This window comes from Nostoc sp. EspVER01 (assembly GCF_034530635.1).
In the GTDB taxonomy this organism is placed as follows: domain Bacteria; phylum Cyanobacteriota; class Cyanobacteriia; order Cyanobacteriales; family Nostocaceae; genus Nostoc.
Map to the genome: position 1 here is coordinate 139,723 of NZ_JAVRCS010000007.1, position 22,694 is coordinate 162,416.

Below are 22,694 nucleotides of genomic sequence, written 5' to 3' on the forward strand. Positions count from 1 at the left end.
GGTTGCGAATGCTGAATATTTCTCTGCCAGAGCAGGTTCAATCGTTTGTCGAAGAGCAAGCTAAAGTAGAAGGCTTTAACTCACCGCATGAGTATATCTATCAATTGATTTTGCGGGAACAGGTGCGGGTTGCCCAGCAAAACCGGGTTGAGGTGCTGCTGCTAGAGGGGTTAGATAGCGGAGAAGCAATTGTTGCAACCGATGACTGGTGGGATCAGAAGCGTACTCAGCTAGTTGAACAATTTCAGCAGCCAGATGCATGACGAAACGCATCATCATCTTGCCATTGGCAAGCCAAGATTTAGATAACCATTTTACGTACATTGCAGAAAATAATGTTGAAGCTGCCTTGCATTTCTTCGATTCTGCTCGGATGACTATTGCCCAACTTGCCAAAATGCCAGAAGTGGGTAGCCTTTATCCCGTTAGCAATCCTCGTTTGCAGGGACTACGAAAGTGGGCAGTGAAACACTACCGGAAGTACCTGATTTTTTATATTGTATGGGAGGATGCCATTGAGGTTGTGCGAATCCTATACGCAACACAAGACATTAGCAGCATTTTGGATGGTGACGGATAAGGGGCGATACTCTTTCAGAGTCACTCCGTGAACGCACTTTGGGGAAGTTTTCCTAAATTGAGAATTGCTGATATTGGGATAAATCCCTCCTGTCCTCTGCCTTTGTTGTCAATCAAGTGCCTAAAAACAAGATCCCCCTAGTCGTATTTTTCGTCGAGCTAGGGGGATCACATATTTGGTAGTCTATAATTGGTTCGGTATAGTTCCTTACGATTTGATTCTATAGTTTATATTTCCGTTTGAGTAGTCTTACTATTAGAATTTATGGTATTTTTACAGCTTCTTAATCAATGCTTCATCCCTGTACTTCCTTAGAGAAGCAGTATATGTAAGGATGACAGTACGTGATGTTCGTAACTTGTCATTTTTGTAAATATCAGTAAAAAATATGAAACTTAAGATTGTTGCTACCGTCTCCTTGTTAGCTTGTTTAGGGTTTGCAGAGCAGGCTCTTGCGTTAAATCAGCTAGACTTGGATCAGTTGAAGGCAACAAGTGCCTGTCCTCGGTGTAATTTGAGTGGTGCTGACCTAAGTAAGCTGAATCTAACTGGAGCAAATTTGCGAGGGGCTGACTTGAGCGGCGCTACATTATCTCAAGCTAATCTCACAAATGCCGATCTCACCGGTGCAAATTTAGAAGGTGCGGTTCTAACTTCGACGAATCTCAATGGTGCTTCTTTAACTGGAGCAAATTTAAAATCAGCATCCCTGGAAAATGCCGATTTGTCTTTTGCAGGCTTCATCAGTGCCAATTTAGAAGCAGCAAACTTAAAAGATGCCAAATTGCAATTTACTAATTTTCGGGGTGCTAACTACCGACTAACAACTCTGGCTAATGGTGTCGTCACCTCCGACAAACCCTATGGCTGGTCGTTAGAGCGTCCAAATTCCAGAGAATGTAACGAGTACAAACCCGAAAATACTTTAGCCACAACCTGCTACTCAAAATAAACTGGGGCATTGAAAAGAGGCAGAGGAGCAGAGGGCAGAGGGGAAAAAATTACTGCAACTTCTCCTCGGTAACAGAGCGTAGCCGTAAAGCCTGCGGCATAGCTTCGCTTCGGGCGCAGCCTCTGTCTGCGACACGCTGCGCGAACGTAGAGAAGTGCTGCTCCTCTGCTCCCCTGCTTGTTATCAACACTCCTTAGACCTGCCTTGAAAATAAGGCAGGAGGCAGAAGGCAGGAGGCAGGAGGAAAAGACATTTTCATTGTTCCTTGTGAACGCAGCTCATGGAGTCTCTTGCAAAAGTGCTTTTTGCAAGAGGTGGGAAAAGGGTGCATGTTAAAGGGGAAAGGGAAAATACCAAACCTTTCTCCCTTTTCCCGACTTATGCAAGAAGTCTCTTGTATAGCAAAAGCATTTTGTTTGTTAACAGTTCTTTATCATGGGAAAAAAGCCTATAGATTAATTGAATCGATGCTTACCCATATAAAAGACTTAGCAGCAAAACTAGCGCCTCGCTTAATTGAAATTCGCCGCCACATCCACTCTCACCCAGAACTCAGCGGTCAGGAGTACCAAACAGCAGCTTTCGTAGCTGGTGTTTTGTCTTCTAGTGGGCTGCATGTACAAGAGGGAGTTGGTAAAACGGGCGTGATTGGAGAACTCCAAGGCACTGGCCAAAATGACCGTTTATTGGCAATTCGCACTGATATGGATGCCTTGCCAATTCAAGAGGGCACTAATTTAGAATATGCCTCTCGTGCAGATGGTATTATGCACGCTTGCGGTCACGATGTCCATACCACTGTGGGGTTAGGAACGGCAATGGTGCTGTCTCAAATGGCAGAGGAGTTGGGTGGGAAAGTGCGGTTTTTATTTCAGCCAGCTGAAGAAATTGCCCAAGGGGCAAGCTGGATGGTGAAAGATGGAGCGATGGAAAATGTCTCGGCTGTATTAGGGGTTCATGTTTTCCCTTCTATACCCGCAGGTTCTATTGGTGTGCGTTACGGGGCTTTGACAGCCGCAGCTGATGATTTAGAGATTCTGATTATGGGAGAATCTGGACACGGGGCGCGTCCCCATGAGGCGATTGATGCGATTTGGATTGCTTGCCAAGTTATTACTGCGCTGCAACAAGCCATCAGCCGGACACAAAATCCTTTGCGCCCTGTAGTATTAAGTATCGGGAAAATTAATGGTGGCAGAGCGCCGAATATAATTGCGGATAAAGTGCAGTTATTGGGAACAGTGCGATCGCTTCATCCCGAAACCCGTGCCCATCTCCCAAACTGGATTGAAAACATTGTATCTAATGTTTGCCAAACTTACGGAGCAAAGTATCAAGTCAATTATCGCCAAGGTGTACCCAGCGTCCAAAATGATTACGCCCTGACGCAATTGTTACAGTCAGCCGCAGAAGAAGCTTGGAGTAGCGATCGCGTTCAAGTACTACCCGAACCGTCTCTTGGTGCTGAAGATTTTTCTATGTATTTGGAACGCGTCCCCGGTTCTATGTTTCGCTTGGGTGTCGGCTATAAAGAAAGAATCATTAACCACCCATTACATCATCCCCAGTTTGAAGTCGATGAATCTGCTATTATCACCGGGGTTGTCACTATGGCATACACAGCTTATAAATACTGTCAGCAAAATTTGTAAATAAAAACTCCCAGCAGATAAATACTGGGAGTTTTTGTTTAATTAAGCTTTTTTAGCGGATATAGAAAGTCCGAAAGCATCCTATACATTCGATTCAGTTACAACACCCAGCTTTTGTTGAATTCGGGTCTTAGCGGCTTTGAATTCAGTCGCCAGTTGTTCGGTTTCATCGCTGCTTAAGTTGTTGCGAATGGCAGCAAACATTGTGCTTTCTTCTTGACGAATATGGTCGCCAATCGCGTCCATCAACTGTTTAACTTTTTCTTTGAATTGAGGTGAAGATGGGCTAAGAGCCTTAATTTCTTCTAATGCTTGCTTGGCATGAGCTTGTTCATCAAACAATTCTTGGGTGTTATCTTGACCGTAGAAAGGACGTACTCTTGGGTAGACTACTTCCTCTTCAGCTTCAGCGTGGGCACTTAAATCCTTGTAAATTTGACCGAAATACTCTTGGATCTTCTGTGGATCGTTGCTTTGTAGTAGTTCGGTGAACAGGGTATTTACCTTGTTGTGATCGAGGCGGATGACATCTTGGATATTTAGATCCTTTTTGTCGCTGTTTTGGGTGACAGCACTACCTACCACACCACTGACTGCGGCCAAAGCGTCTTGAACACGTGCCCAAATTCCTTGATCTGCATCTTGTCCAGTGAGTTCGCGGACACCCAGAATTTCCAGAATGCCTTTGAGTTGTTCTTGGTGAGCGCGGTTCTCAAAGTTAATAGTATTCAAAGGTGCGATCGCTAGCAACACATCAGCACCAATTTTTTGAGCAGCTTTGTGAACTATCAAGCCACTCATTACTATTTGATGTTTCAGTAATTCATGCTGAGAGACTTTTTCATACAGGCTCAACTCAGAACCTTTGAACAATTCACGAGCTTTTTCAATGAATTGTGTAACATTTTTTTTGGGTTCTGCCTGAATCCCATATTGACCAATTACGGTTTCTAAAACACCAAGGTTTTTTTCATCATCTTTGATAAAATTTCGGATGCGATCGGCAATTTCGCTATCAAGTCCTTGTGTCAAAAGCGATTGTTCATTTTCGATGACCAACTGTTGCAGGGCTTTAAGACTTGCAAGTTTTACAGCAATAGCATTGCGTTTCGTATCATCTAAAGTAGTTACCATCTGTGTTCTCCGTCGGCAAAGTGTTCGTAATTCTTACTTGATATAACCTTGACACAGAGGTTAGGGAGATTCCATCTTTCTTTTGAGCGATCGCTCTCACAACTCTGGGTAGAGAAATAAAACTTTTCGTTACAGAAAAATTGAAGCGATCGCTTTAATTTATGGTTGCAATCAAATCAAGCAGTTTAGTATGACATTCAAATTGAATAGATTACCAATTTAGGAGTAATCTATATCTTTGGAATGAAAATTAACATCAAAAAAACTACTTCTTATTCAAGAGGGCAAAATCGTAACCAGTCCCACTAGAACAAGACTCACAACGCTCAATTTTGACTAGCATTGCTTCTCCTTTACGCTCACCGGAGGGCAAAAAGTTAATCGTTCCCGTTGCTCCAGATGTTGAAAAATTGCGATTGGACAATACCCTTTGCAACCCTTCGCGGGTGCTGTCTTGTTTTAAGCCAGCAACAATTGCTTGGAGTGCATCATAAGCTCCCGCCGTTCTCTGATTTACTTGTGCATTCCAAAGCTGAAAGGCATTTTTCGCAAAGGGATTATCTTTATTAGCATCACGATGCCAATACACAGGTAACACCATTCCTTCGAGATCCTTGCCATTTTGTAAAGTTGTTGCACTGTACATAGTTTCAGAAGCAAACAGTGGCTTTCTACCTTTAACCTCTTGTGCTACTTTGGTGGCAAAATATATATTTCTGATTGAAGGCATTAATAAAAAGCCACTTGCATTGTCTTCTATGGCTTTATCTACAAAAGCTCTAGGATCAAAATTCTTATCTGCTAAATTACAAGGTGTACTAATAACGTTGCTGCCATATTTCTTGATAGCTTGAGTGTACTGTTCTACAAGTATCTGATTTGATGAAGGGGTTGAAGTATCTCTTGAGCTACGAACATCGCCACAAATAGCAACATTTCTTGCTTGTCGAGCAATGTAGCGAGAATGATTATCTACTAAATTCTCATAGAGCGGATTTATATGAAATAAGTAGTTAGTTGGAGAACTATTAGGCTGATTATTTATGGAATTGTTATCTAATTTTTCGGGATTTTCGGCTTGATTTGGCCGCTCAACGGGTAAGACTAACACCAAGCGATTCTGATTATAAATTGCGGTGTTACGTCTAACCCCCACTGCTGCCACAATGCTTTTGTCTTGAACTAATTCATTATCTAGTCGAGCAAAATCTTCTCTATTTTCAGCACTTGCAATCACAATTTGCAGCTTCTTACCATTAATTCCTCCTTGGTTATTAACTTCATTTTGAGCTTGAGCTACACCACGCAAAATTTCTTCTGATAAACTAGGATCAAAGTTAATTGATGCTATAACAGCAACTTTGAGAGTGTCCGAATTATCTTGTGCGATTTTAGCATTGTTTAAATAAATTAAAGTTTCCGGGTCATTAGGATTATTTTTTAGTGAAGCGGTAAACTTGTTAACAGCAGTGTTAAAATCTTTTTCAGCAAAAGCTTTAACTCCATCTGTTTTCTCAGGGTATGTTTGCACTTTCAACAAAATCCTTGTACCCAAATTCATTATTGAAGGCTTATTTGTAAATGAAGATATAGTAGATGTGGGGTTTGATGATGTTTTGATGATAGTAGAAGAAACTTTGCTAATTAACCATAAAATAGCTGCTACCATTACCCCAGCCAGACCTAGAGAAATAAGCAGTCTGAAGTTTTCTTTTTTATTTGTCATAAATAATTACCCAAATTTTACAAAATTTATCTGAAACAAAGAGATTTCTGACAATTGAGCAAGACCAACAATTTACCAACGATTTAAAAATATTGAGAAATAAGTTTGTTGATTATTTCAGACACAACCATAAGAATAACTGTCAATAAACCTGCAAGAATAACTAGTAATCCTACTAGCAGCAATCCATTTACACCAGCTACAAAAAGATTATTGGTTAGGAGATTTCTGAAAATCAAGACAATGAGTAAATTTGCTATGATAGCAATAAAAATTAAATAAGCTTTTTCGAGAAGCGGACGAGATTGAACAAAGACTAATCCTCCTAAAATTAGCAACCACAATCCAGAGCTAATCCAAGACGTTCCAAGAAAACTTATAAGTGCGATCGCTAAAAATGAACTACCCGATCCAGTTATTATTGCTCCAGACAATAATCTAATATTAGATAATTGTGGTAGATATCGAGTTGATTGATGTTGATTTTGTGGTTGCGATTTTGAGCGCAGAGTAGGTGGAATAACTGTAGGAGCCGATGTATACCTTAGCGGTGGCAACTTATTTAAGTCTTGTAAGACAGCCTGTGCAGATTGATAACGCTGTTCGTGATTTTCTTGTAGTGACTTATCAATAATCATCTCTAATTCCTGACTTATGGGTTGCGTTAAATGTTGCCGCCAACTAGAAACCCAACCATAGCCTTGTTTTATCCACAAACTCGAAGGAGGAATATTCGTCAGCAGATGAAAGCAAGTTATTCCTAAACTGTAGATATCACTGGAAGGAAAAACTTTACCCGCTTGCATTTGCTCAATTGGTGCATAACCTAATGAACCAATAATTGTCCCCACCGTAGTGTTTGTCGGTTCCGCTTTTTGCTTTGCCACCCCAAAATCAATAAGTACCAACTTCCCATCATTTTGACGGCGAATAATATTTTCTGGTTTAATATCTCGATGAATGACCTGTTGCTGATGTATGTCTACCAGTACAGACAATAAATCATTTAAAAAATCTCGAATCTTGGCTTCATCAAAAACTCCCTGCTGTTTTAACTCTTGCAACAGATTTTGCCCTTCGATAAACTGCTGCACTAAATACAGATATTCAGCTTCCTTAAAATATGCATACAAATTGGGAATTTGGACATGTTCTCCTAGTTCTTGGAGACGTTTGGCCTCTCGTTCAAACAACTCAGTCGCTTTTTTATGTGCCTGACTACCCTGACTGCCATAAAATTGACTGAGAACCAGCTGCTTCACAACACATCGTTCATTGAGCTTGTCTATATCTTGTGCGATATATGTGCGTGCAAACCCTCCTCTCCCTAATGGTGTGATAATTCGGTAACGATTTCTCAATAGTGATACCAACTCTGTGCCGCAACTGAGGCAGAAATTTGCCCCGTCAGGATTTTGGGGATTCTCGCAATTAGGATTTAGGCAGCAGACCATATAATTATCGCTGTCATTTTATTAGTTTTTAGAATATACCTTAACTAAAGGCGCTGCATTGTAAAGTCTCTACATAGACAATGATAATTGCCTAGCGATCGCTTCCCTTTGATCCCAAACACGAAATCACCTTTAGCAGTCAGCAACTTTATCTCTATTGGCCAAAGTTCGCACTTCTTACTAAAGCATATCAAGGACTCATTTCTCTTTGCAAATCAACCGCAATTCTCAAAAGCAATACTGCCCTTTACGGAACATTTGTTTGTAACAGAAGCTTTTTTTCATCCCAGCAACGCCGTAATTACCATACTTCTCCATTGTGGGGTTTACAAAACTCCCCGCAATTGTGACGATTACGCTAGAATTATTAAAGGTTCTTTACAGAGTTTGCCGATCATCCCCAATTCTGTTAAAACAGCCTAGCATTCAAATTGTAAATCTTATAAACACCCTCTAGAGTTCACCAAAAGCTTCTATGACGCTCCCAATTCGCAACGTCGCCATTATCGCCCACGTTGACCACGGCAAAACCACGCTGGTTGACGCACTCCTCAAACAATCCGGCATTTTCCGCGAAGGCGAAGACGTTCCGGATTGCGTTATGGACTCCAACGCCCTAGAACGGGAACGGGGTATTACTATCCTGTCCAAAAATACAGCAGTTCGCTACAAAGAAACACTAATCAATATTGTTGATACTCCTGGACACGCTGACTTTGGTGGCGAAGTTGAACGCGTACTCGGCATGGTTGACGGATGTCTTCTGATTGTCGATGCCAATGAAGGCCCCATGCCCCAAACCCGCTTTGTCCTCAAAAAAGCCTTAGAAAAAGGTCTGCGCCCCATCGTTATTATCAACAAAATTGATCGTGGTAAAACTGACCCCCACGTTGCTGTTGATAAAGTATTGGATCTGTTCTTGGAATTAGGGGCAGATGAAGACCAGTGTGATTTTACCTACCTGTTTGCCTCCGGTATGGCAGGTTTCGCCAAGGAAAGCTTGGAAGCAGAATCGGTAGATATGCAACCCCTATTTAATGCGATTCTGCAACACGTTCCACCACCAGTAGGCGATAGCAATAAGCCTCTGCAATTGCAAGTCACAACCCTAGATTATTCTGAATATCTGGGACGGATTGTCATTGGCAGAATTCACAACGGTACTATCCGCTCAGGACAACAAGCCGCTTTGGTAACAGAAGATGGCACTATTGTCAAGGGTAAAATTACCAAATTGATGGGCTTTGATGGACTGAAGCGCGTAGAGATGGAAGAAGCAACCGCAGGTTATATTGTGGCGGTGGCTGGTTTCGCGGATGCTTATATTGGAGAAACGATTACTGACCCCAATGAACCGCAAGCTTTACCACTAATTAAAGTGGATGAACCAACCTTGCAAATGGCCTTCTGGGTGAATGATTCGCCCTTTGCTGGTCAAGAAGGTAAGTTGGTGACTTCTCGTCAAATACGCGATCGCCTATTCCGCGAACTCGAAACCAACGTTGCTTTGCGGGTCGAAGAAACCGATTCTCCCGATAAATTCCTCGTTTCCGGTCGTGGAGAACTCCACCTGGGTATCTTAATTGAAACCATGCGCCGGGAAGGCTTCGAGTTTCAGGTATCTCAGCCACAGGTAATTTACCGCGAAATCAACGGTCAACCTTGCGAACCTTACGAACTTTTGGTGTTAGACATTCCTGCTGATGCTGTGGGTAGCTGTATTGAACGCCTGGGACAACGCAAAGGCGAAATGCAAGATATGCAACCAGGTAGTGGCGATCGCACTCAGCTAGAGTTTGTCATACCCGCCCGTGGTTTGATTGGTTTCCGGGGTGAATTCATGCGGATGACTCGTGGCGAAGGCATCATGAACCACAGCTTCTTAGACTACCGTCAACTTAGTGGTGACATTGAAGCACGTAACAAAGGCGTTTTAATCTCCTTTGAAGAAGGCGTTTCTACCTTCTACGCCATGAGAAATGCCGAAGATAGAGGAGCATTCTTTATTACTCCCGGCACAAAGGTTTACAGAGGCATGATTGTGGGAGAACACAATCGTTCCCAAGATTTGGAACTAAATATCTGTAAAACCAAGCAGTTAACCAACCACCGCGCTGCTGGTGGCGATGAACTAGTGCAACTGCAAGCACCGATAGACATGAGCCTAGAGCGTGCTTTGGAATACATTGGCCCCGATGAATTGGTAGAAGTTACACCCCAATCAATTCGTCTGCGGAAGATGTCGAAGAAGTTGGCGAAACGGTAAGTAAAGCTATAACTTATTGATTTAGAAAGCCCACTGATGTGGGCTTTTTATTTTGTTGGTTATATCTCGTGTATGTCTTTTTTAAGTTGCTCAATTCCTCGAAACTATCTGGTATTGTTTGTCGTACTTGTATCCCAAAAGACAAATTTGTTTTCTATGAAGATTTATACAAATGTTCGTTATGTTCATTAGAACATAAGGTTTTTATTGGTATAAATAAATATAATTGTCAGTCTTTATAAAAAAACTAACTAAGCTTTTATTAGTACAGCATGACCGCAAATAACATTAAATTTACGATCGCCTTCAACGACCCTGACTTGGACGCGGAAGAAAAGGACGAGCAGGTTCAACGACTAATTACTGAACTTAAGCAAATTGACGAATTAGATGCAGTTGGTCGTGTTCTTGATCCCAACCCACCAGAAGGCAACAAAGCATTAGGCGGGTTTCTGGTGGGTTTGTTAATGGCTGAGGTAAATACAGCCAATGCAAAAAAGTTAGTGGGATTTCTGGGCGATCGCCTCGGTGGTAAACCGATTGAATTGTCGGTGGAAGCCAACGGCAAAAAACTGTCGGTGAAAGCACACAGTCGGGAAGAACTAGAAGCCGCCATCAAAGCAGCCGAAGATTTTATTGCAGTATAGACAGGAAAAGATGGCAAAGGTAGCATTGCTGATTGGAGTCAGTGAGTATGAGCCAGAACTAAATCCTTTACCTGCGGCTGTCAAAGATATTGAGGCGTTGCAACGGATTTTGAAAGATTCGGGAATGGGCGGATTTGATGACGTGAAAGCGCTTCTTAATCCTGACCGACAAACAATGGAATCTGAGATTGAAACCTTGTTTTCAGGTCGAGCCAAAGACGATCTTGTGTTGCTATTTTTCTCTGGACATGGCATCAAAGATGATGGTGGCAAGCTATATTTTGCAACTCCGATAACTCGCAAGAATTCCAAAGGGGAGTTGATTCGGTCAACATCTGTACCTGCCAACTTTGTTCAAGAAATCATGAACAATAGCCGTGCTAAACGGCAGGTAATTATCTTAGACTGTTGCTTTAGTGGAGCGTTCGATCCTGCCTTACAAGCCAAAGATGATGGATTAGTTGACTTGCAAACACAACTCGGATCTGAAGGGCGAGTGGTACTCACTTCCTCCAGTTCAACTCAGTATTCCTTTGAGCAGCAGGGATCAGACTTATCGATTTACACCAGATATCTAGTGGAGGGGATTGAAACAGGAGCAGGCGATCGCGATGAGGATGGCTTTGTTTCGGTACTGGAATTGCATGAGTATGCTGTCAGCAAGGTGCAGGAAACTGCCCCCAATATGACCCCGAAGATTATTGTTCTTAAAGACAAGGGGTTTGAAATTGTTCTTTCTAAAGCACGAGTTACTGACCCTAAGTTGAGATATCGGAAAGCCACTTCACGTTATGCAAATGTCGGAACTATTCGACCTGCTGGTCGGGCTGTTCTGAATACACTGAGGCAGCAGTTAGGCTTGACCTCTGAAGAAGCTGCTGAAATTGAAACCGAGGTATTACGCCCTTATCAGGAGCGATTAGAGAATTTACAAACCTATCGAGAAGCTTTAATTGCAGAAGTAGACCATGAATATCCTTTAAGTGAGGAAGCCTGTAAAGAAATGAATATGCTTCAAGAGCTTTTAGGGTTAAAAGACGATAATATTTTGCCGATTAAGCAACAAATCGAGGCACAGTTTGTATGTCAAGCTTGCAAAGGATCGAGAGAAGTTCGCAAACGCGTAAGAACTCCATTTGGTTCTTTTACTGAAGTTTCTATTTGTCCTAATTGTAAAGACTCGGAGAAATTAGCCTAGATTTTATCAGTCAATTAAGTCATGAGAACTTCATTAAAATAAGCAGATTAGATAAAGATGTAAGTGTTGGCACTTACCGTACATTTAGTCAAATCCTTGAGTAAAAATGACAAGGACTGAAAAAGACAATTATCGTAACTATTTGTGACATTGCGATCGCCAAACCATAGCATAGATTTAGAGTGCGCTCGCTCTTACGGAAATATCTCTGTTTCATAAAACGTATTGACAACGTAAATACACAATGCCTACTATGTAAGGTATGGATGTGTATTTCGTGCTTAATGGTGTCACTTTCGTTTGGAACGAAGAAAAAGCTTGGATAAATCCTAGCAATCATGATGGCGTGACATTTCAGCAAGCCACAGAGGTATTTTTCGATCCGTTTTTAGTGGTTGTTGATGCAAGTCGCAATGATGAACAAAGAGATGCTGTTATTGGCTTAGACAGACGGTGGAATCTTCTGTATGTCGTCTACATTGAACGTGAAAACGACATAATTCGGATCATTTCAGCTCGTAAAGCTACACGTAAGGAGCGAGAATATTATGAAGGTTGAAGCACTGAAAAAGCGACTCGATAAAAATCGTCCAATGACTACAATCACAATTCGTATTCCCGAAGATGTCATTGAAGATTTGAAAAGAATAGCACCATTACTGGGATTTTCTGGCTATCAGCCGTTAGTTCGTGCCTATATTGGACAAGGGCTAAGAGTTGATCTGGAACGACTAGAGGATGATACTATCTCAGCACTGATTGCTAGCTTGAAGCGTCATGGTGTTAGCGATGAGGTTATCCATGAAGCCCTCAGTGAAGTTACTCAAAAATAGTGCAATTGCGATCGCCCTTAGTCAAATCTTTGAGTAACAATGAAGAGGACTGAAAAAGGCAATTATCATAACTATTCGTGAAACTGCGATCGCCAATTAGCAGCATAGGTTTACAGTGCGATCGCCCTTGTCGTGCATATTAGTCAAATTTTTGAGTCAAAATGAAGAGGACTGAAAAAGGCAATTATCATGACTATTCGTGAAACTGCGATCGCAAAATTGCAGCAACTTTCCGAACCACTCCTGCAAGAAGTGACCGATTTCATTGATTTTGTGATCCACAAACATCAAGTTAAAATTGCTGACAGTCAGCCTGATGAACCACTTGTGGAAAAATGGTCACAATGGTTTGAGGCTGTGGATTCCCTAGAGGTATCTCCACCTGAAGCAGTCAGTAATTATCAGCAACTCTTACTCAACAAATATCGGCAACAAGGGCTAGAGCTATGATCCTGTGCGATGCAGGAGTCTTATTGTGTTTAGTTGATCGCACTCAACCTCAGCACAATGCTTATAAAATCGCAGTGATGCATTTGGCAAAGCCTCTTGTTACAACCTGGTCATGCCTGACAGAAGCCATGTATCTTGCCCTGCATCGTGGTGGCTGGCAAATGCAAAAACAGTTGGGGCAGCTTCTTTGAAATAAACTGCTGACAGTTTACGAGATTCAGGAGAGTGATTACAGCCGTTTGTTGGCGCTGATGGAACAATACCGCGATCGCCCAATGGATTTAGCAGATGCAACATTGGTTTTGACTGCTGAAAAGACAGGCTATCGTCAAATTCTCACTCTCGATTCTGATTTCTTATTTTATCGAATTGGTCATCAAGACACCTTTGAAATTATCTCAGTCTAAAGCAATGAGTAACCAAATCACGATTTAGATGAGGTTTAGCAACGCTAGGATGGATGTCTGTTTGAATGACCTGCGCGTAGGTGTAGCCCGTCGTAGACATCGCTCTTTTACATATTTCACACAAAGCGATCGCCGATTAAAAATTATCAATATATTTTCTTAGAAACACTAATTCATTTGCGATATCCTCGGCTTCTAAACTTTCTACTAACTTCAACAAGCCTCGTAACTACAGATTTTTTTGGTAAATCCCTGAAACACTGTGAATTTCTGGTGGTGTTGGGTTAAAAAAGAAACATGAAAATCATCAAACCCATCACCAATTGGTTAGAAACTCGCGCCAGTGCCCCTGCTTATGGCGGTTGGGTACTAGCAGCAACGGCTATTTGTTTTTTTGGCGCAGGTATCAATACGATGGCTGGTTGGCTTTACGCCATTAGCGGCATCAGTTTTGCCCTTTTGGGTGTAGCAGCCATCTTACCGCCGCGATCGCTCACAGGTCTATCCATCACTCGCCGTCCTATGCAACCAGTGTCAGCAGGTGACGATCTAACGGTGGAATTAGAAATCTGCAATCAGACACAGCAGCCTGTAAGCTTATTGCAAGTTGAAGATATACTGCCCTTCGTCTTAGGGAAACCAGTACAAAAGGCAATCGAAACAATTCCTCGCCAAGGTAGTTACCGTTGGGTATATTACCACCCGACTCAGCGCCGGGGTGTTTATCGCTGGCACACAGTTGAACTAGGTTCTGGTGCGCCTTTGGGGTTGTTCTGGTGTCGCCGTCAGCGTGATTGTGCTGCTACTGCGATCGTTTATCCGACAGTGTTACCCTTGGCTACCTGCCCCTTAGTAGATGAAATGGGACAAGAAGAGAGCAAAAGGGGCGATCCTCGTGGTAAACCCTTGCAAACAGCGACAACCGGACTGGTACGATCGCTCCGTCCTTATCGTGTAGGAGATCCCACCCGTCTGATTCACTGGCGGACTAGCGCCCGCTATGGCGAATTAAGGGTGCGAGAGTTAGAGATGGTAACAGGTGGACAAGAAATAGTTATTGCCCTTGACAGTGCTAGCAATTGGGAAGAAGAAAACTTTGAACAAGCAGTAATTGCCGCAGCATCACTGTATTTTTATGCACAGCAACAACAATTACAGGTGCAACTATGGACAGCATCAACAAATTTAATTAAAGGCGATCGCTTTGTTCTAGAAACCTTAGCAGCAACCGCAGCCTTAGAAGATGCCAGTTCAGTTGTTCCTAAAAGCTATCCCTTGATTTGGCTAACTCAGAATCCTCTGAGCCTTGCTACTCTTCCTCAAGGTAGTCGCTGGGTTTTGTGGCCAAATATCTCCTCAGCAGCAGAACCAGAGGTAATTAATTGGGAACACCCTGGTATAGTTTTGCAAAGCGATGGCCAACTGCAACCCCAGCTACAAAAAACATTACATTCATAAATCAATTCAAATTTTATAATTTCAAAGACTGCTGACAAGTACAGCTTCTGCGATTTCTGAGATTTTCTCTGATCCCAGAACACCGGATATATCAGCCTTTGAGCAAATGTAAAACAATTTGAGCAGGTAAGGTTGGGGAAATACACCCAGTAATCCCCACATGAGGCTGAGGTACAATGCAAAGAAATATTTAAATTATGAACGACATGATCGCATCAGAACATAACACAAAATCCAGCGATAAAAGCCTAGAGGCAATGCGGCATTTTTCCGAACAATACGCCAAGCGTACTGGAACATACTTCTGTTCTGAACCTTCTGTCACCGCAGTCGTGATTGAAGGACTAGCCAAACATAAAGACGACCTGGGTGCGCCTTTATGTCCTTGTCGCCATTACGAAGATAAAGAAGCTGAGATTCACGCCACATATTGGAACTGTCCTTGTGTGCCAATGAGAGAACGCAAAGAGTGTCATTGCATGTTATTCCTCACCCCTGACAACGAGTTTGCTGGAGACAAACAAGAAATCTCTCTAGAAACAATCAAAGAAGTACGAGACAGCATGGGATGAGCGAAATCATCCCCCAAGAGTTTTGGCAAGGCGTAGAACAGTTCAATTCTGGAGAGTTCTACGCTTGTCATGACACTTTAGAGGCTTTGTGGATTGAAGCTAGCGAACCAGAAAAAAGCTTTTATCAAGGCATTCTCCAAATTGCTGTAGCGCTGTATCATTTGGAAAATCGGAACTGGCGAGGTGCTGTAATTCTATTGGGAGAAGGCAGCAATCGCCTACGCCGTTACCCATCTAGTTACAGCGGCGTTGACGTAGATGAGCTATTGAACCAGAGCGCAGTGTTGTTGACGAATTTACAACAAATCGGGCCAGATAAAATTGCCGCTGGCGATCTGGGCGAAAATCAAGTCTTATCTTTGCCTAGAATTGTGCTAGCGACTGATTAAACTTCAGGTGAAATTAATTAATTTGCGTTGCCCGAAATCCTTGGTAGGCAAAATTCATCTAGCTGACGACTTCCCGTACCGCTACGTGGAAGCAAACTACGCGTAGTGTCTCCGTTAAAAGAAGAATATTGTGCCTACATCGATTTCACTCAGATATTAATTACCTGAAACCTTGAGGTTGGGGCTAGCGTCACTATTTCAGCCAGTAGTTATCGGCAATCACTCCAGATTGTATACTTCATATCTGGATAAAGTACTTGAGATAATTAGAATGCAAGCTGAAATCCTAAATCCCCAATTGCTATGATGCCCTGCTATCAATTACCCATATCCCAAATGCGTCGCTTTGGATTAGCTTTAATGCTGCCAGCTGCACTTTTGGGCGCTTTTGCCTTCCCTACCCAAGTGCAAACCGCTACTGCACAAACATCTCAGGCAAATCGCCCCCTGACTATCCGCGCTGATGTGCAAGAATATGACGCTAAAAATCAAGTAATTACCGCTCGTGGTAATGTGCAAATGTTGTATCCGGCTCGTCAACTTCAGGCAACATCTGCCCAAGCACAGTATTTTAGTAAGGAACGCCGAATTGATTTCAGTGGTAACGTCTATATTTTGCAACAGGGCGGTAACAGTATCCGAGCAGAGAAAGTAACCTATTTAATCGATGAAGGGCGATTTGTTGCTTTACCCCAATCCAACCGTCAGGTAGAGTCCATCTACATGATCGAGGAATCAAATAATAGCGGACAAACTGCGACACCTGCCCCACAAACACCACCTTTGAAGCCTTCTAATTAGCATTTACCACCAAGAAAGGGTGCTTCCAGCGTGAAAATTGTTTTAGAGAATATTCACAAATCTTACGGCAAGCGAGTAATTGTCAATCGTGTCAATCTTTCAGTTGCTCAGGGCGAAATTGTTGGTTTACTAGGCCCCAATGGGGCTGGTAAAACCACGACTTTTTACATTGCCACAGGTTTAGAAAAACCCAATCAAGGAAAAGTTTGGCTGGGTAATGTAGACGTGACGGGAATGCCAATGCATAAAAGGGCACGACTGGGTATTGGTTATCTAGCACAAGAACCAAGTGTTTTTCGCCAGCTCTCGGTAGAGGATAATATTCTGTTAGTACTAGAGCAAACTCATGTACCACGTTGGGAGTGGGCAAGGCGACTCAAAACTTTACTGCGGGAGTTTCGGTTGGAAAAATTAGCTAGGAGTAAAGGAATTCAACTTTCTGGTGGTGAGCGAAGGCGGACGGAATTAGCAAGGTCTTTAGCTGCTGGACAAGAAGGTCCAAAATTTTTACTTTTGGATGAACCATTTGCGGGAGTCGATCCGATCGCAGTTTCAGAAATTCAACAAATCGTAGCACAACTGCGCGATCGCGGTATGGGAATCTTAATTACAGATCATAATGTCCGTGAAACCCTCGCGATCACCGATCGCGCCTACATCATGCGTGAGGGACAAATTCTCGCTTTTGGCGCTGCTGACGAACTCTACAGCAATCCCCTTGTGCGGCAATATTATTTAGGGGATAATTTTCAAGTCTAAATTATTATCAATTTAGACTTGAAAATTTCCAAGGATATTTTGATTTTTGATTCTTCAGCATAAATTTATTAGCTAATGTTTAGCCATTAAGAATTTAATTTTGATCTTAAATACAGTAGAGATGCTTTGCTTTGCCAGGGTTGCCAATATCTAAATTTTCAAGTTGCTTATGATATCAAAGAAGCTCACGTATTTTAATAGTCTCTATTCGCTGCTGCCTTTTACGATCATGGATCGTTACCTTGCCAGCGAATTGTTAGCGCCGTTTTTCTTTGGTGTCGGAGCTTTTTCATCAATTGGTGTCACCATTGATGCTGTATTTGATCTCGTCAGAAAAATTGTAGAATCTGGGCTACCCATAGACATTGCTATTCAAGTTTTTTTGTTAAAATTTCCCAATTTTATCGTTTTAGCTTTCCCCATGTCTACGCTGCTGGCTACTTTGATGACCTACAGTCGTCTTTCTAGCGAGAGCGAACTAATTGCCTTGCGTGGTTGTGGCGTCAGTGTCTATCGCATGGTGCTAACTGCTGTGATGTTAAGTCTTGTAGTCACAGGAATGACATTTGTCTTTAATGAAGAAATTGCACCAGCAGCAAATTATCAAGCGGCGATGACTTTACAGAAAGCACTCAAATCAGACAAGCCAACTTTTAAACAGCAAAATATTTTCTATCCTGAATACCAGGATGTTGTCCAGCCGGATGGTTCTAAAAATCGGATATTGACACGCTTGTTTTACGCCGACCAATTTGATGGTAAGCGTATGACAGGGTTGACAATTATAGATCGCTCAACAAAAAATCTGAATCAAATTGTAGTATCAGAATCGGCTCAGTGGAATCCTTCTCAAAATGTCTGGGATTTTTACAACGGTACGATCTATTTTGTTGCTGCCGATCGCTCTTATCGTAACATCGTCAAATTTGAACAACAACAACTGCAACTACCGCGCACGCCATTAAGTCTGGCAGAAAAAAGCCGCGATTATGGTGAAATGAATATTTCTGAAGCACTAAATCAACTAGAAGTGGAAAATCTTGGTGGCGATCGCCAAAAAATTCGTAAACTTGAAGTGCGGATTCAACAAAAAATCTCTTTGCCCTTTGTATGCGTAGTTTTTGGCTTGGTAGGTGCAGCGATGGGAAGCATACCCCAGCGGACGGGGAGAGGTACAAGCTTTGGAATTAGTGTCCTAGTTATATTTTCGTACTACTTAATTTTCTTTATTAGTGGCGCGATCGCACAAGCAGGTGTCCTCTCTCCCTTTATGGGCGCTTGGTTGCCCAACTTTCTTTTTTTGGGAATAGGTTTATTCTTATTGATGCGAGTTGCGAGACGGTAAAGTGAGGTGGATGCGGCAGTAGACAAACAATATTAAACATCTGGTGAAATTAAATATGCGTTATCCATAACCCCTGTAGAAACATCGCAGTGGTACATCTCTACATTATTTTTCACCAGATGTCTATTATTCTCCCACTTCAATTACGGGTGATAATTTCGACATTCTGGTGCATTGGGGTTTTCCTTGCAGTATTCTTCAAAAGAGACTTTAGCTGATATCATACCCTCAGCTTTCTGATGAGCTGCTTCTGCCTGAAGTTCTTCTACCTCATCCCAGGCAGCTGCACAGGCTTTAGAATAAGCACCTTGTTCAGTGCAAATAGCACGAGCCTGCTCAATTGCTTTTTGAATTCTCCCCTCCAGCAGTAGCGATTTTGGCGCTTCCACAAAGTCGCTTTTAGTCAAAATGTCGGTAATCGAGATGATGCCCAACAACTTGCCTTGAATCACAGGTGCGCGATGAATACCAGTATTAGCAAATAACCGCGCTACATATTCCACACCCAAATCAGGATTGACTACAATGCAGGGCTTGCTCATAATTTCATAAACCCGCACTTGCTTGGGATCTTTACCGTAGGCTGTGATCTTATAGACAATATCCGTTGCTGTGACAATGCCATAAGCATCATTCTCATGGCGGCAATCCACAACCAGTGCCCGCAATCCTTTATCTTTCATCAGCCCCACCGCTTCAGCAACAGTTGCCGAACCGCGAATGGTAACTACGTCTTTGGTCATGATATCTTCAGCTTTCATCATTGCTGTAGTCTCCTGGTTAATAGTCCGGTGCAGCACTGCGCCCTCATGGACGTATCGAAGCATTGCAGCGCACAGTTGGCTAACTAGAAAGTAAAAAAGTTGAACTTTTGCCCAGCTACAACAATAAATTAGACCAGTTGTCAACTTATGATGTTATCCAATGTAACCAATGCCCAAAAACTAAGCATAAATTGTGATAAAACTCTCTTAGGGACTTGCAAATAAAAAATATCCAATTAACTCTTGTGGGGTGGGCGTCTCGCCCGCCCTGTAGACTGGGCGGGCAGGATGCCCACCCCACAATATTGGATAATTTATTTCTTGGAGTTCTCTTACTGAACCTAGCGTGACTTCGGTAGCGTTCGGTGCATCCAAAGTATTTCTTACTGCGGTAACGCAACCACACCCGCAAAACTTGGGGAATTTGATCTTTTTGTTCAGTTTCAACCTAAATTATCCAACACCATAATAGCCATATTTTGATGATAGGTTGGATGTTTGAAGGTTTATTTTTTCATTGCCGAAAATTGCCGCATTTTCCAGAAATAGCTAGAAATCAAATTAGTAATAATATGAGCGACAATCGGCACTAACAAGTTGCCCGTAAGCAGGGCGCTATATGCCAATATCATCCCGACAATTGTTGCCCAAATTACATAAGGCCATTGTTGGGAACCGCTAAAATGCAAGATGCCAAAGCAAAGACTGGATACAATTACAGCTGTAAGATCGGAGCCTAAAGCTGGTAGCATCACACCTCTAAATAACAATTCTTCACTCAACCCTGGTAGCAACCCCAGCCAAATTAAATCTGGTAAAGCTAAAGGCTTGAGTACTACTTCTAGGTAATAATCTGCACTCTTACGATAGGCAGTCCACAGGCGGTAAGTTAAGCCACTTAACGCGGTGAGTACAAACCCCAACCCTACACCTAACAGCAACTCTCTTTGATTCAAGTCCCAAGAAAATAGCGAAAAGTTGCCAAAGTATAACGAAAGTTTGGCGACTATCAACAAAATGATTGCAGTCGCTCCCATCGCCCCAAGTACTTGGATGCGCGTCAGGTATGGAATTTCTGGCTCTTGCTTTTGTTGTTCAATCACGGGTTTTTTAGGGGAGAGATGAGGGAAATGAGGGAGATGAGGAAGATGAGGAAGATAACAACTCATAACTCATAACTCCTAACTCCTAACTTTTAATTACTGGCTGCAAAGGTAATAATTTGGGACGGAGAGCGGAGGGATTGATACCTGCTTTGTGTGCTACCAATACACCTACTGCTTCTAAATATGAGTTTACCTGTATAGATTTGATCCCCAAAGGTTGGGCAGGAACTTTTATCAGAGTTTTATTTTCTTCTACTGTAATTATTTGGCATTGTCTTTGGCTTAAACTCAGTAAGGCACTGCTACCACAAGCATTTGCAGGTGCGATCGCAGCATCTACTTCATCTGCCCAAATATCTCCTTGCTGTGATGCTATTGTTCCTCTGTCTACTATAAATTGTGGGGCACGACTTAATCCTACAAGGACGCACGGTAAAAAGGTATAGCCCAATTCTTCGGCGGCGGAACGGGGAGATAAATCAGGTTGTGGAGGTTCGCTCAAAAGGGCGGGAGAATGGGCGCAAGGAATTTGAAAGGTTCGCACTAGCAAATGGCTAATTACGGCTTCTGCACCCGCTAAGGAATCAACACCTTCACCCTGGCGGTATTTTTGTACTGCTTCCTCATCCATATCATCAGGGAAACGAGCAACAACTGCGATCGCTTCTGCCCCCGCTTTTTTAATTAATATCTCAGCTGCCCTTAACAAGCTATCTGGGTTGCCAATTGTTCCCCAACTCGCTCCCGATGCTGTAGTCCGTAATTCTACATTTAATGGTGCATCAGTAATTACATAATCTGTTAAGGTCAATCCTAGAGTTGCTCTAACTGCATCCGCTGCTTGTATATGTCGTAGCCGTAACTCTGGCTCAATGGCTTGGTCTAAAAGCAAACCTACTTTGTTGTTGCGGACTGGACGCAAACCCCAGCATCCAGAGGCAAATTTGTCAAGTCCATAACCTTCAACATAGAAAGCATTTGGCAGATTCCAATACAAACTTGCGCCATTCAGGACATTGGGGTGAGTAATTAGGCGATCGCAAACCTGTGCTATAAGTTTGGCAACAGGTAAAGCATCTCCTGCATAACCCCCAATGGCAGCCCCAACGCCTGTTGGTACGATTAAGATAGCGGTGTATGGACAATTCATCTTAAGTTATGAGTGCTGAGTTATGAGTTATGAGTTTATGAATAACAAGCCATCAAATACTAACTCCTAACTCCTAACTTCTAACTCCTAACTATTGACTGTAGTCACCACAGCTTCAACTGTAGCTTTTTGTTCGTCAGCATCTACAGAAGTAACTGCCCAACGCAGAGGTTCGCCTTGTTTTTTTAACTCTGTTTCAATGACTTCTAGTAATTCTGCGGGAGTTTCTTGTAAATCAATTTCTGCGGTAATAAAATGAGTCGTCATTTTGGTAAATCCTGTTGATTTGTAGTTTCTAGAATAACTGAATATCAGTTGCTATAAAATCCTTGTGTTATTTATAAAGTACTTAGAGGATGTTTTAAAAGTATTGGGCGAATAGAATTTGCTACTACACAAACAAAGTCCACCTCCGTGGACTAAGAAAAAATTAAGGGTTTTTAACCTGCGGAGGCAGGTTTTGTATTTCGACTCCGCTCAACACAAGTCTGTGTAGCCGCGACTTCTAGTCGCCAGGGCTTTACAAACATCATCATGATAACTGTTCGCTGATTATTTGCCTTTGCCAAATTGTAACTGATAAAGTACATCTTCCTTTTCGGTCTGAATTTTCAAATCAGAAAGGGGTTTGGCAACACAAAGCAATACGTAACCTTGCTTTTGCAAATCTGGACTAACGCCCATACCATCAGCTTGATCTACAGTTCCCTCGCTTATTTGACCGGCGCAAGTTGTGCAGACACCTGCATTACAAGAACTCGGCAGTTCCAAACCAGCAGCTTCGGCAACTGATAAGATCGTTTCATTTTCAGGAACTTGCAAGGTATGAATTTTGCCTTGGTGATCAATTTCTACGGTGTAAGTTTTGGGCATATACAAAAGAAGCGTGATGCAACGGACAAATTTATCAGTTTATCTGAATTAGTTAAAAATATCCAGATGTTACCACAAAAATTTAGCTAAAAGATTGATAATCATAGCAGCTAATTCTGAATATTTTGTATGTTTGTAACATTATTTACAATATAATACACAAATAAATTAGTTAAAT

At 42.3% G+C, this 22,694-nt stretch carries 26 protein-coding genes; 18 read left to right on the forward strand and 8 right to left on the reverse strand.

The genetic code is table 11. The features are described 5' to 3' along the window. The first annotated feature begins 8 nt into the window (after window positions 1-8). The 4 genes from RMX69_RS08640 (at window position 9) to RMX69_RS08655 (ending at window position 3,184) form a co-directional block, all read left to right on the forward strand. On the forward strand, window positions 9-263 hold the full coding sequence (locus RMX69_RS08640; protein WP_322637184.1) for a type II toxin-antitoxin system ParD family antitoxin: 255 nt from the start codon (window positions 9-11) through the stop codon (window positions 261-263). After that, entirely contained in the window at window positions 260-580 is a 321-nt protein-coding gene (locus tag RMX69_RS08645) for a type II toxin-antitoxin system RelE/ParE family toxin (protein ID WP_322637185.1), read from the forward strand. The genes RMX69_RS08640 and RMX69_RS08645 overlap by 4 nt, the downstream gene beginning before the upstream one ends. Window positions 581-968: 388 nt before the next feature. Further along, window positions 969-1,532, forward strand: a complete 564-nt coding sequence (locus tag RMX69_RS08650) for a pentapeptide repeat-containing protein (protein WP_322637186.1) — start codon at window positions 969-971, stop codon at window positions 1,530-1,532. Window positions 1,533-1,999: 467 nt separating this feature from the next. Next, complete coding sequence (locus tag RMX69_RS08655) at window positions 2,000-3,184, forward strand: M20 family metallopeptidase (protein WP_322637227.1); 1,185 nt, start codon at window positions 2,000-2,002, stop codon at window positions 3,182-3,184. Between the two features lie 81 nt (window positions 3,185-3,265). On the opposite strand, the gene RMX69_RS08660 is transcribed toward RMX69_RS08655, so the two are convergent. The 3 genes from RMX69_RS08660 to RMX69_RS08670 form a co-directional block, all read right to left on the reverse strand. Next, entirely contained in the window at window positions 3,266-4,318 is a 1,053-nt protein-coding gene (locus RMX69_RS08660) for a hemerythrin domain-containing protein (RefSeq protein ID WP_289796573.1), read from the reverse strand. A 265-nt stretch (window positions 4,319-4,583) separates the two neighbouring features. Beyond that, entirely contained in the window at window positions 4,584-6,044 is a 1,461-nt protein-coding gene (locus tag RMX69_RS08665; RefSeq protein WP_289796574.1) for an ABC transporter substrate-binding protein, read from the reverse strand. Window positions 6,045-6,127: 83 nt separating this feature from the next. Then, the gene (locus RMX69_RS08670) at window positions 6,128-7,498 is read right to left on the reverse strand and encodes a serine/threonine-protein kinase (protein WP_322637187.1); all 1,371 of its coding nucleotides are present in this window, start codon (window positions 7,496-7,498) and stop codon (window positions 6,128-6,130) included. Window positions 7,499-7,973: 475 nt separating this feature from the next. Between RMX69_RS08670 and typA the strand changes: the two genes are divergently transcribed. The 14 genes from typA to RMX69_RS08740 all read left to right on the forward strand — a co-directional run bounded on the left by typA (window position 7,974) and on the right by RMX69_RS08740 (window position 18,623). After that, the gene (gene typA / locus RMX69_RS08675) at window positions 7,974-9,764 is read left to right on the forward strand and encodes a translational GTPase TypA (protein ID WP_289796576.1); all 1,791 of its coding nucleotides are present in this window, start codon (window positions 7,974-7,976) and stop codon (window positions 9,762-9,764) included. A gap of 272 nt (window positions 9,765-10,036) precedes the next feature. After that, window positions 10,037-10,411, forward strand: coding sequence for a hypothetical protein (locus tag RMX69_RS08680; RefSeq protein ID WP_289796577.1), 375 nt, complete (start codon window positions 10,037-10,039; stop codon window positions 10,409-10,411). Window positions 10,412-10,421: 10 nt separating this feature from the next. Beyond that, window positions 10,422-11,609 (forward strand): caspase family protein, encoded by a 1,188-nt coding sequence (locus RMX69_RS08685; RefSeq protein ID WP_322637188.1) that lies wholly within the window; start codon window positions 10,422-10,424, stop codon window positions 11,607-11,609. A gap of 262 nt (window positions 11,610-11,871) precedes the next feature. After that, window positions 11,872-12,168: a BrnT family toxin gene (locus RMX69_RS08690; protein WP_322637189.1), complete on the forward strand. Its 297-nt coding sequence runs from the start codon at window positions 11,872-11,874 to the stop codon at window positions 12,166-12,168. Beyond that, window positions 12,158-12,442 (forward strand): hypothetical protein, encoded by a 285-nt coding sequence (locus tag RMX69_RS08695; protein ID WP_289796581.1) that lies wholly within the window; start codon window positions 12,158-12,160, stop codon window positions 12,440-12,442. The genes RMX69_RS08690 and RMX69_RS08695 overlap by 11 nt, the downstream gene beginning before the upstream one ends. 189 nt (window positions 12,443-12,631) lie before the next feature. Continuing rightward, window positions 12,632-12,892 carry a hypothetical protein gene (locus RMX69_RS08700; RefSeq protein WP_322637190.1) on the forward strand — a complete coding sequence of 87 codons (261 nt, stop codon included), beginning with the start codon at window positions 12,632-12,634 and terminating at the stop codon, window positions 12,890-12,892. After that, window positions 12,889-13,083, forward strand: coding sequence for a hypothetical protein (locus RMX69_RS08705; protein WP_322637191.1), 195 nt, complete (start codon window positions 12,889-12,891; stop codon window positions 13,081-13,083). Before RMX69_RS08700 ends, RMX69_RS08705 begins: the two co-directional genes overlap by 4 nt. A gap of 60 nt (window positions 13,084-13,143) precedes the next feature. Then, the gene (locus RMX69_RS08710) at window positions 13,144-13,299 is read left to right on the forward strand and encodes a hypothetical protein (RefSeq protein WP_322637192.1); all 156 of its coding nucleotides are present in this window, start codon (window positions 13,144-13,146) and stop codon (window positions 13,297-13,299) included. Between the two features lie 297 nt (window positions 13,300-13,596). Continuing rightward, complete coding sequence (locus RMX69_RS08715) at window positions 13,597-14,757, forward strand: DUF58 domain-containing protein (protein WP_322637193.1); 1,161 nt, start codon at window positions 13,597-13,599, stop codon at window positions 14,755-14,757. Between the two features lie 206 nt (window positions 14,758-14,963). Next, window positions 14,964-15,329 (forward strand): ferredoxin thioredoxin reductase catalytic beta subunit, encoded by a 366-nt coding sequence (locus RMX69_RS08720; RefSeq protein WP_099100573.1) that lies wholly within the window; start codon window positions 14,964-14,966, stop codon window positions 15,327-15,329. Continuing rightward, window positions 15,326-15,718, forward strand: a complete 393-nt coding sequence (locus RMX69_RS08725; RefSeq protein ID WP_322637194.1) for a DUF309 domain-containing protein — start codon at window positions 15,326-15,328, stop codon at window positions 15,716-15,718. Before RMX69_RS08720 ends, RMX69_RS08725 begins: the two co-directional genes overlap by 4 nt. A gap of 303 nt (window positions 15,719-16,021) precedes the next feature. Next, the gene (locus tag RMX69_RS08730) at window positions 16,022-16,519 is read left to right on the forward strand and encodes an LptA/OstA family protein (RefSeq protein WP_094351304.1); all 498 of its coding nucleotides are present in this window, start codon (window positions 16,022-16,024) and stop codon (window positions 16,517-16,519) included. A 30-nt stretch (window positions 16,520-16,549) separates the two neighbouring features. Further along, window positions 16,550-17,278: an LPS export ABC transporter ATP-binding protein gene (lptB, locus tag RMX69_RS08735; RefSeq protein ID WP_289796586.1), complete on the forward strand. Its 729-nt coding sequence runs from the start codon at window positions 16,550-16,552 to the stop codon at window positions 17,276-17,278. A gap of 229 nt (window positions 17,279-17,507) precedes the next feature. Continuing rightward, window positions 17,508-18,623, forward strand: coding sequence for an LptF/LptG family permease (locus tag RMX69_RS08740; RefSeq protein WP_322637195.1), 1,116 nt, complete (start codon window positions 17,508-17,510; stop codon window positions 18,621-18,623). Between the two features lie 143 nt (window positions 18,624-18,766). Here RMX69_RS08740 and RMX69_RS08745 read toward each other — a convergent pair whose 3' ends face one another. From RMX69_RS08745 to RMX69_RS08765, 5 genes are all read right to left on the reverse strand, one after another. Beyond that, complete coding sequence (locus tag RMX69_RS08745; RefSeq protein ID WP_289799964.1) at window positions 18,767-19,387, reverse strand: CP12 domain-containing protein; 621 nt, start codon at window positions 19,385-19,387, stop codon at window positions 18,767-18,769. A gap of 506 nt (window positions 19,388-19,893) precedes the next feature. Further along, window positions 19,894-20,490, reverse strand: coding sequence for a CPBP family intramembrane glutamic endopeptidase (locus RMX69_RS08750; RefSeq protein ID WP_322637228.1), 597 nt, complete (start codon window positions 20,488-20,490; stop codon window positions 19,894-19,896). 85 nt (window positions 20,491-20,575) lie between these two features. Then, complete coding sequence (locus RMX69_RS08755; protein WP_322637196.1) at window positions 20,576-21,643, reverse strand: DUF3326 domain-containing protein; 1,068 nt, start codon at window positions 21,641-21,643, stop codon at window positions 20,576-20,578. Window positions 21,644-21,730: 87 nt separating this feature from the next. After that, on the reverse strand, window positions 21,731-21,910 hold the full coding sequence (locus RMX69_RS08760; protein ID WP_069068215.1) for a hypothetical protein: 180 nt from the start codon (window positions 21,908-21,910) through the stop codon (window positions 21,731-21,733). Window positions 21,911-22,195: 285 nt separating this feature from the next. Continuing rightward, window positions 22,196-22,516 carry a 2Fe-2S iron-sulfur cluster-binding protein gene (locus RMX69_RS08765; protein WP_069068216.1) on the reverse strand — a complete coding sequence of 107 codons (321 nt, stop codon included), beginning with the start codon at window positions 22,514-22,516 and terminating at the stop codon, window positions 22,196-22,198. Between the last annotated feature and the right edge of the window lie 178 nt (window positions 22,517-22,694).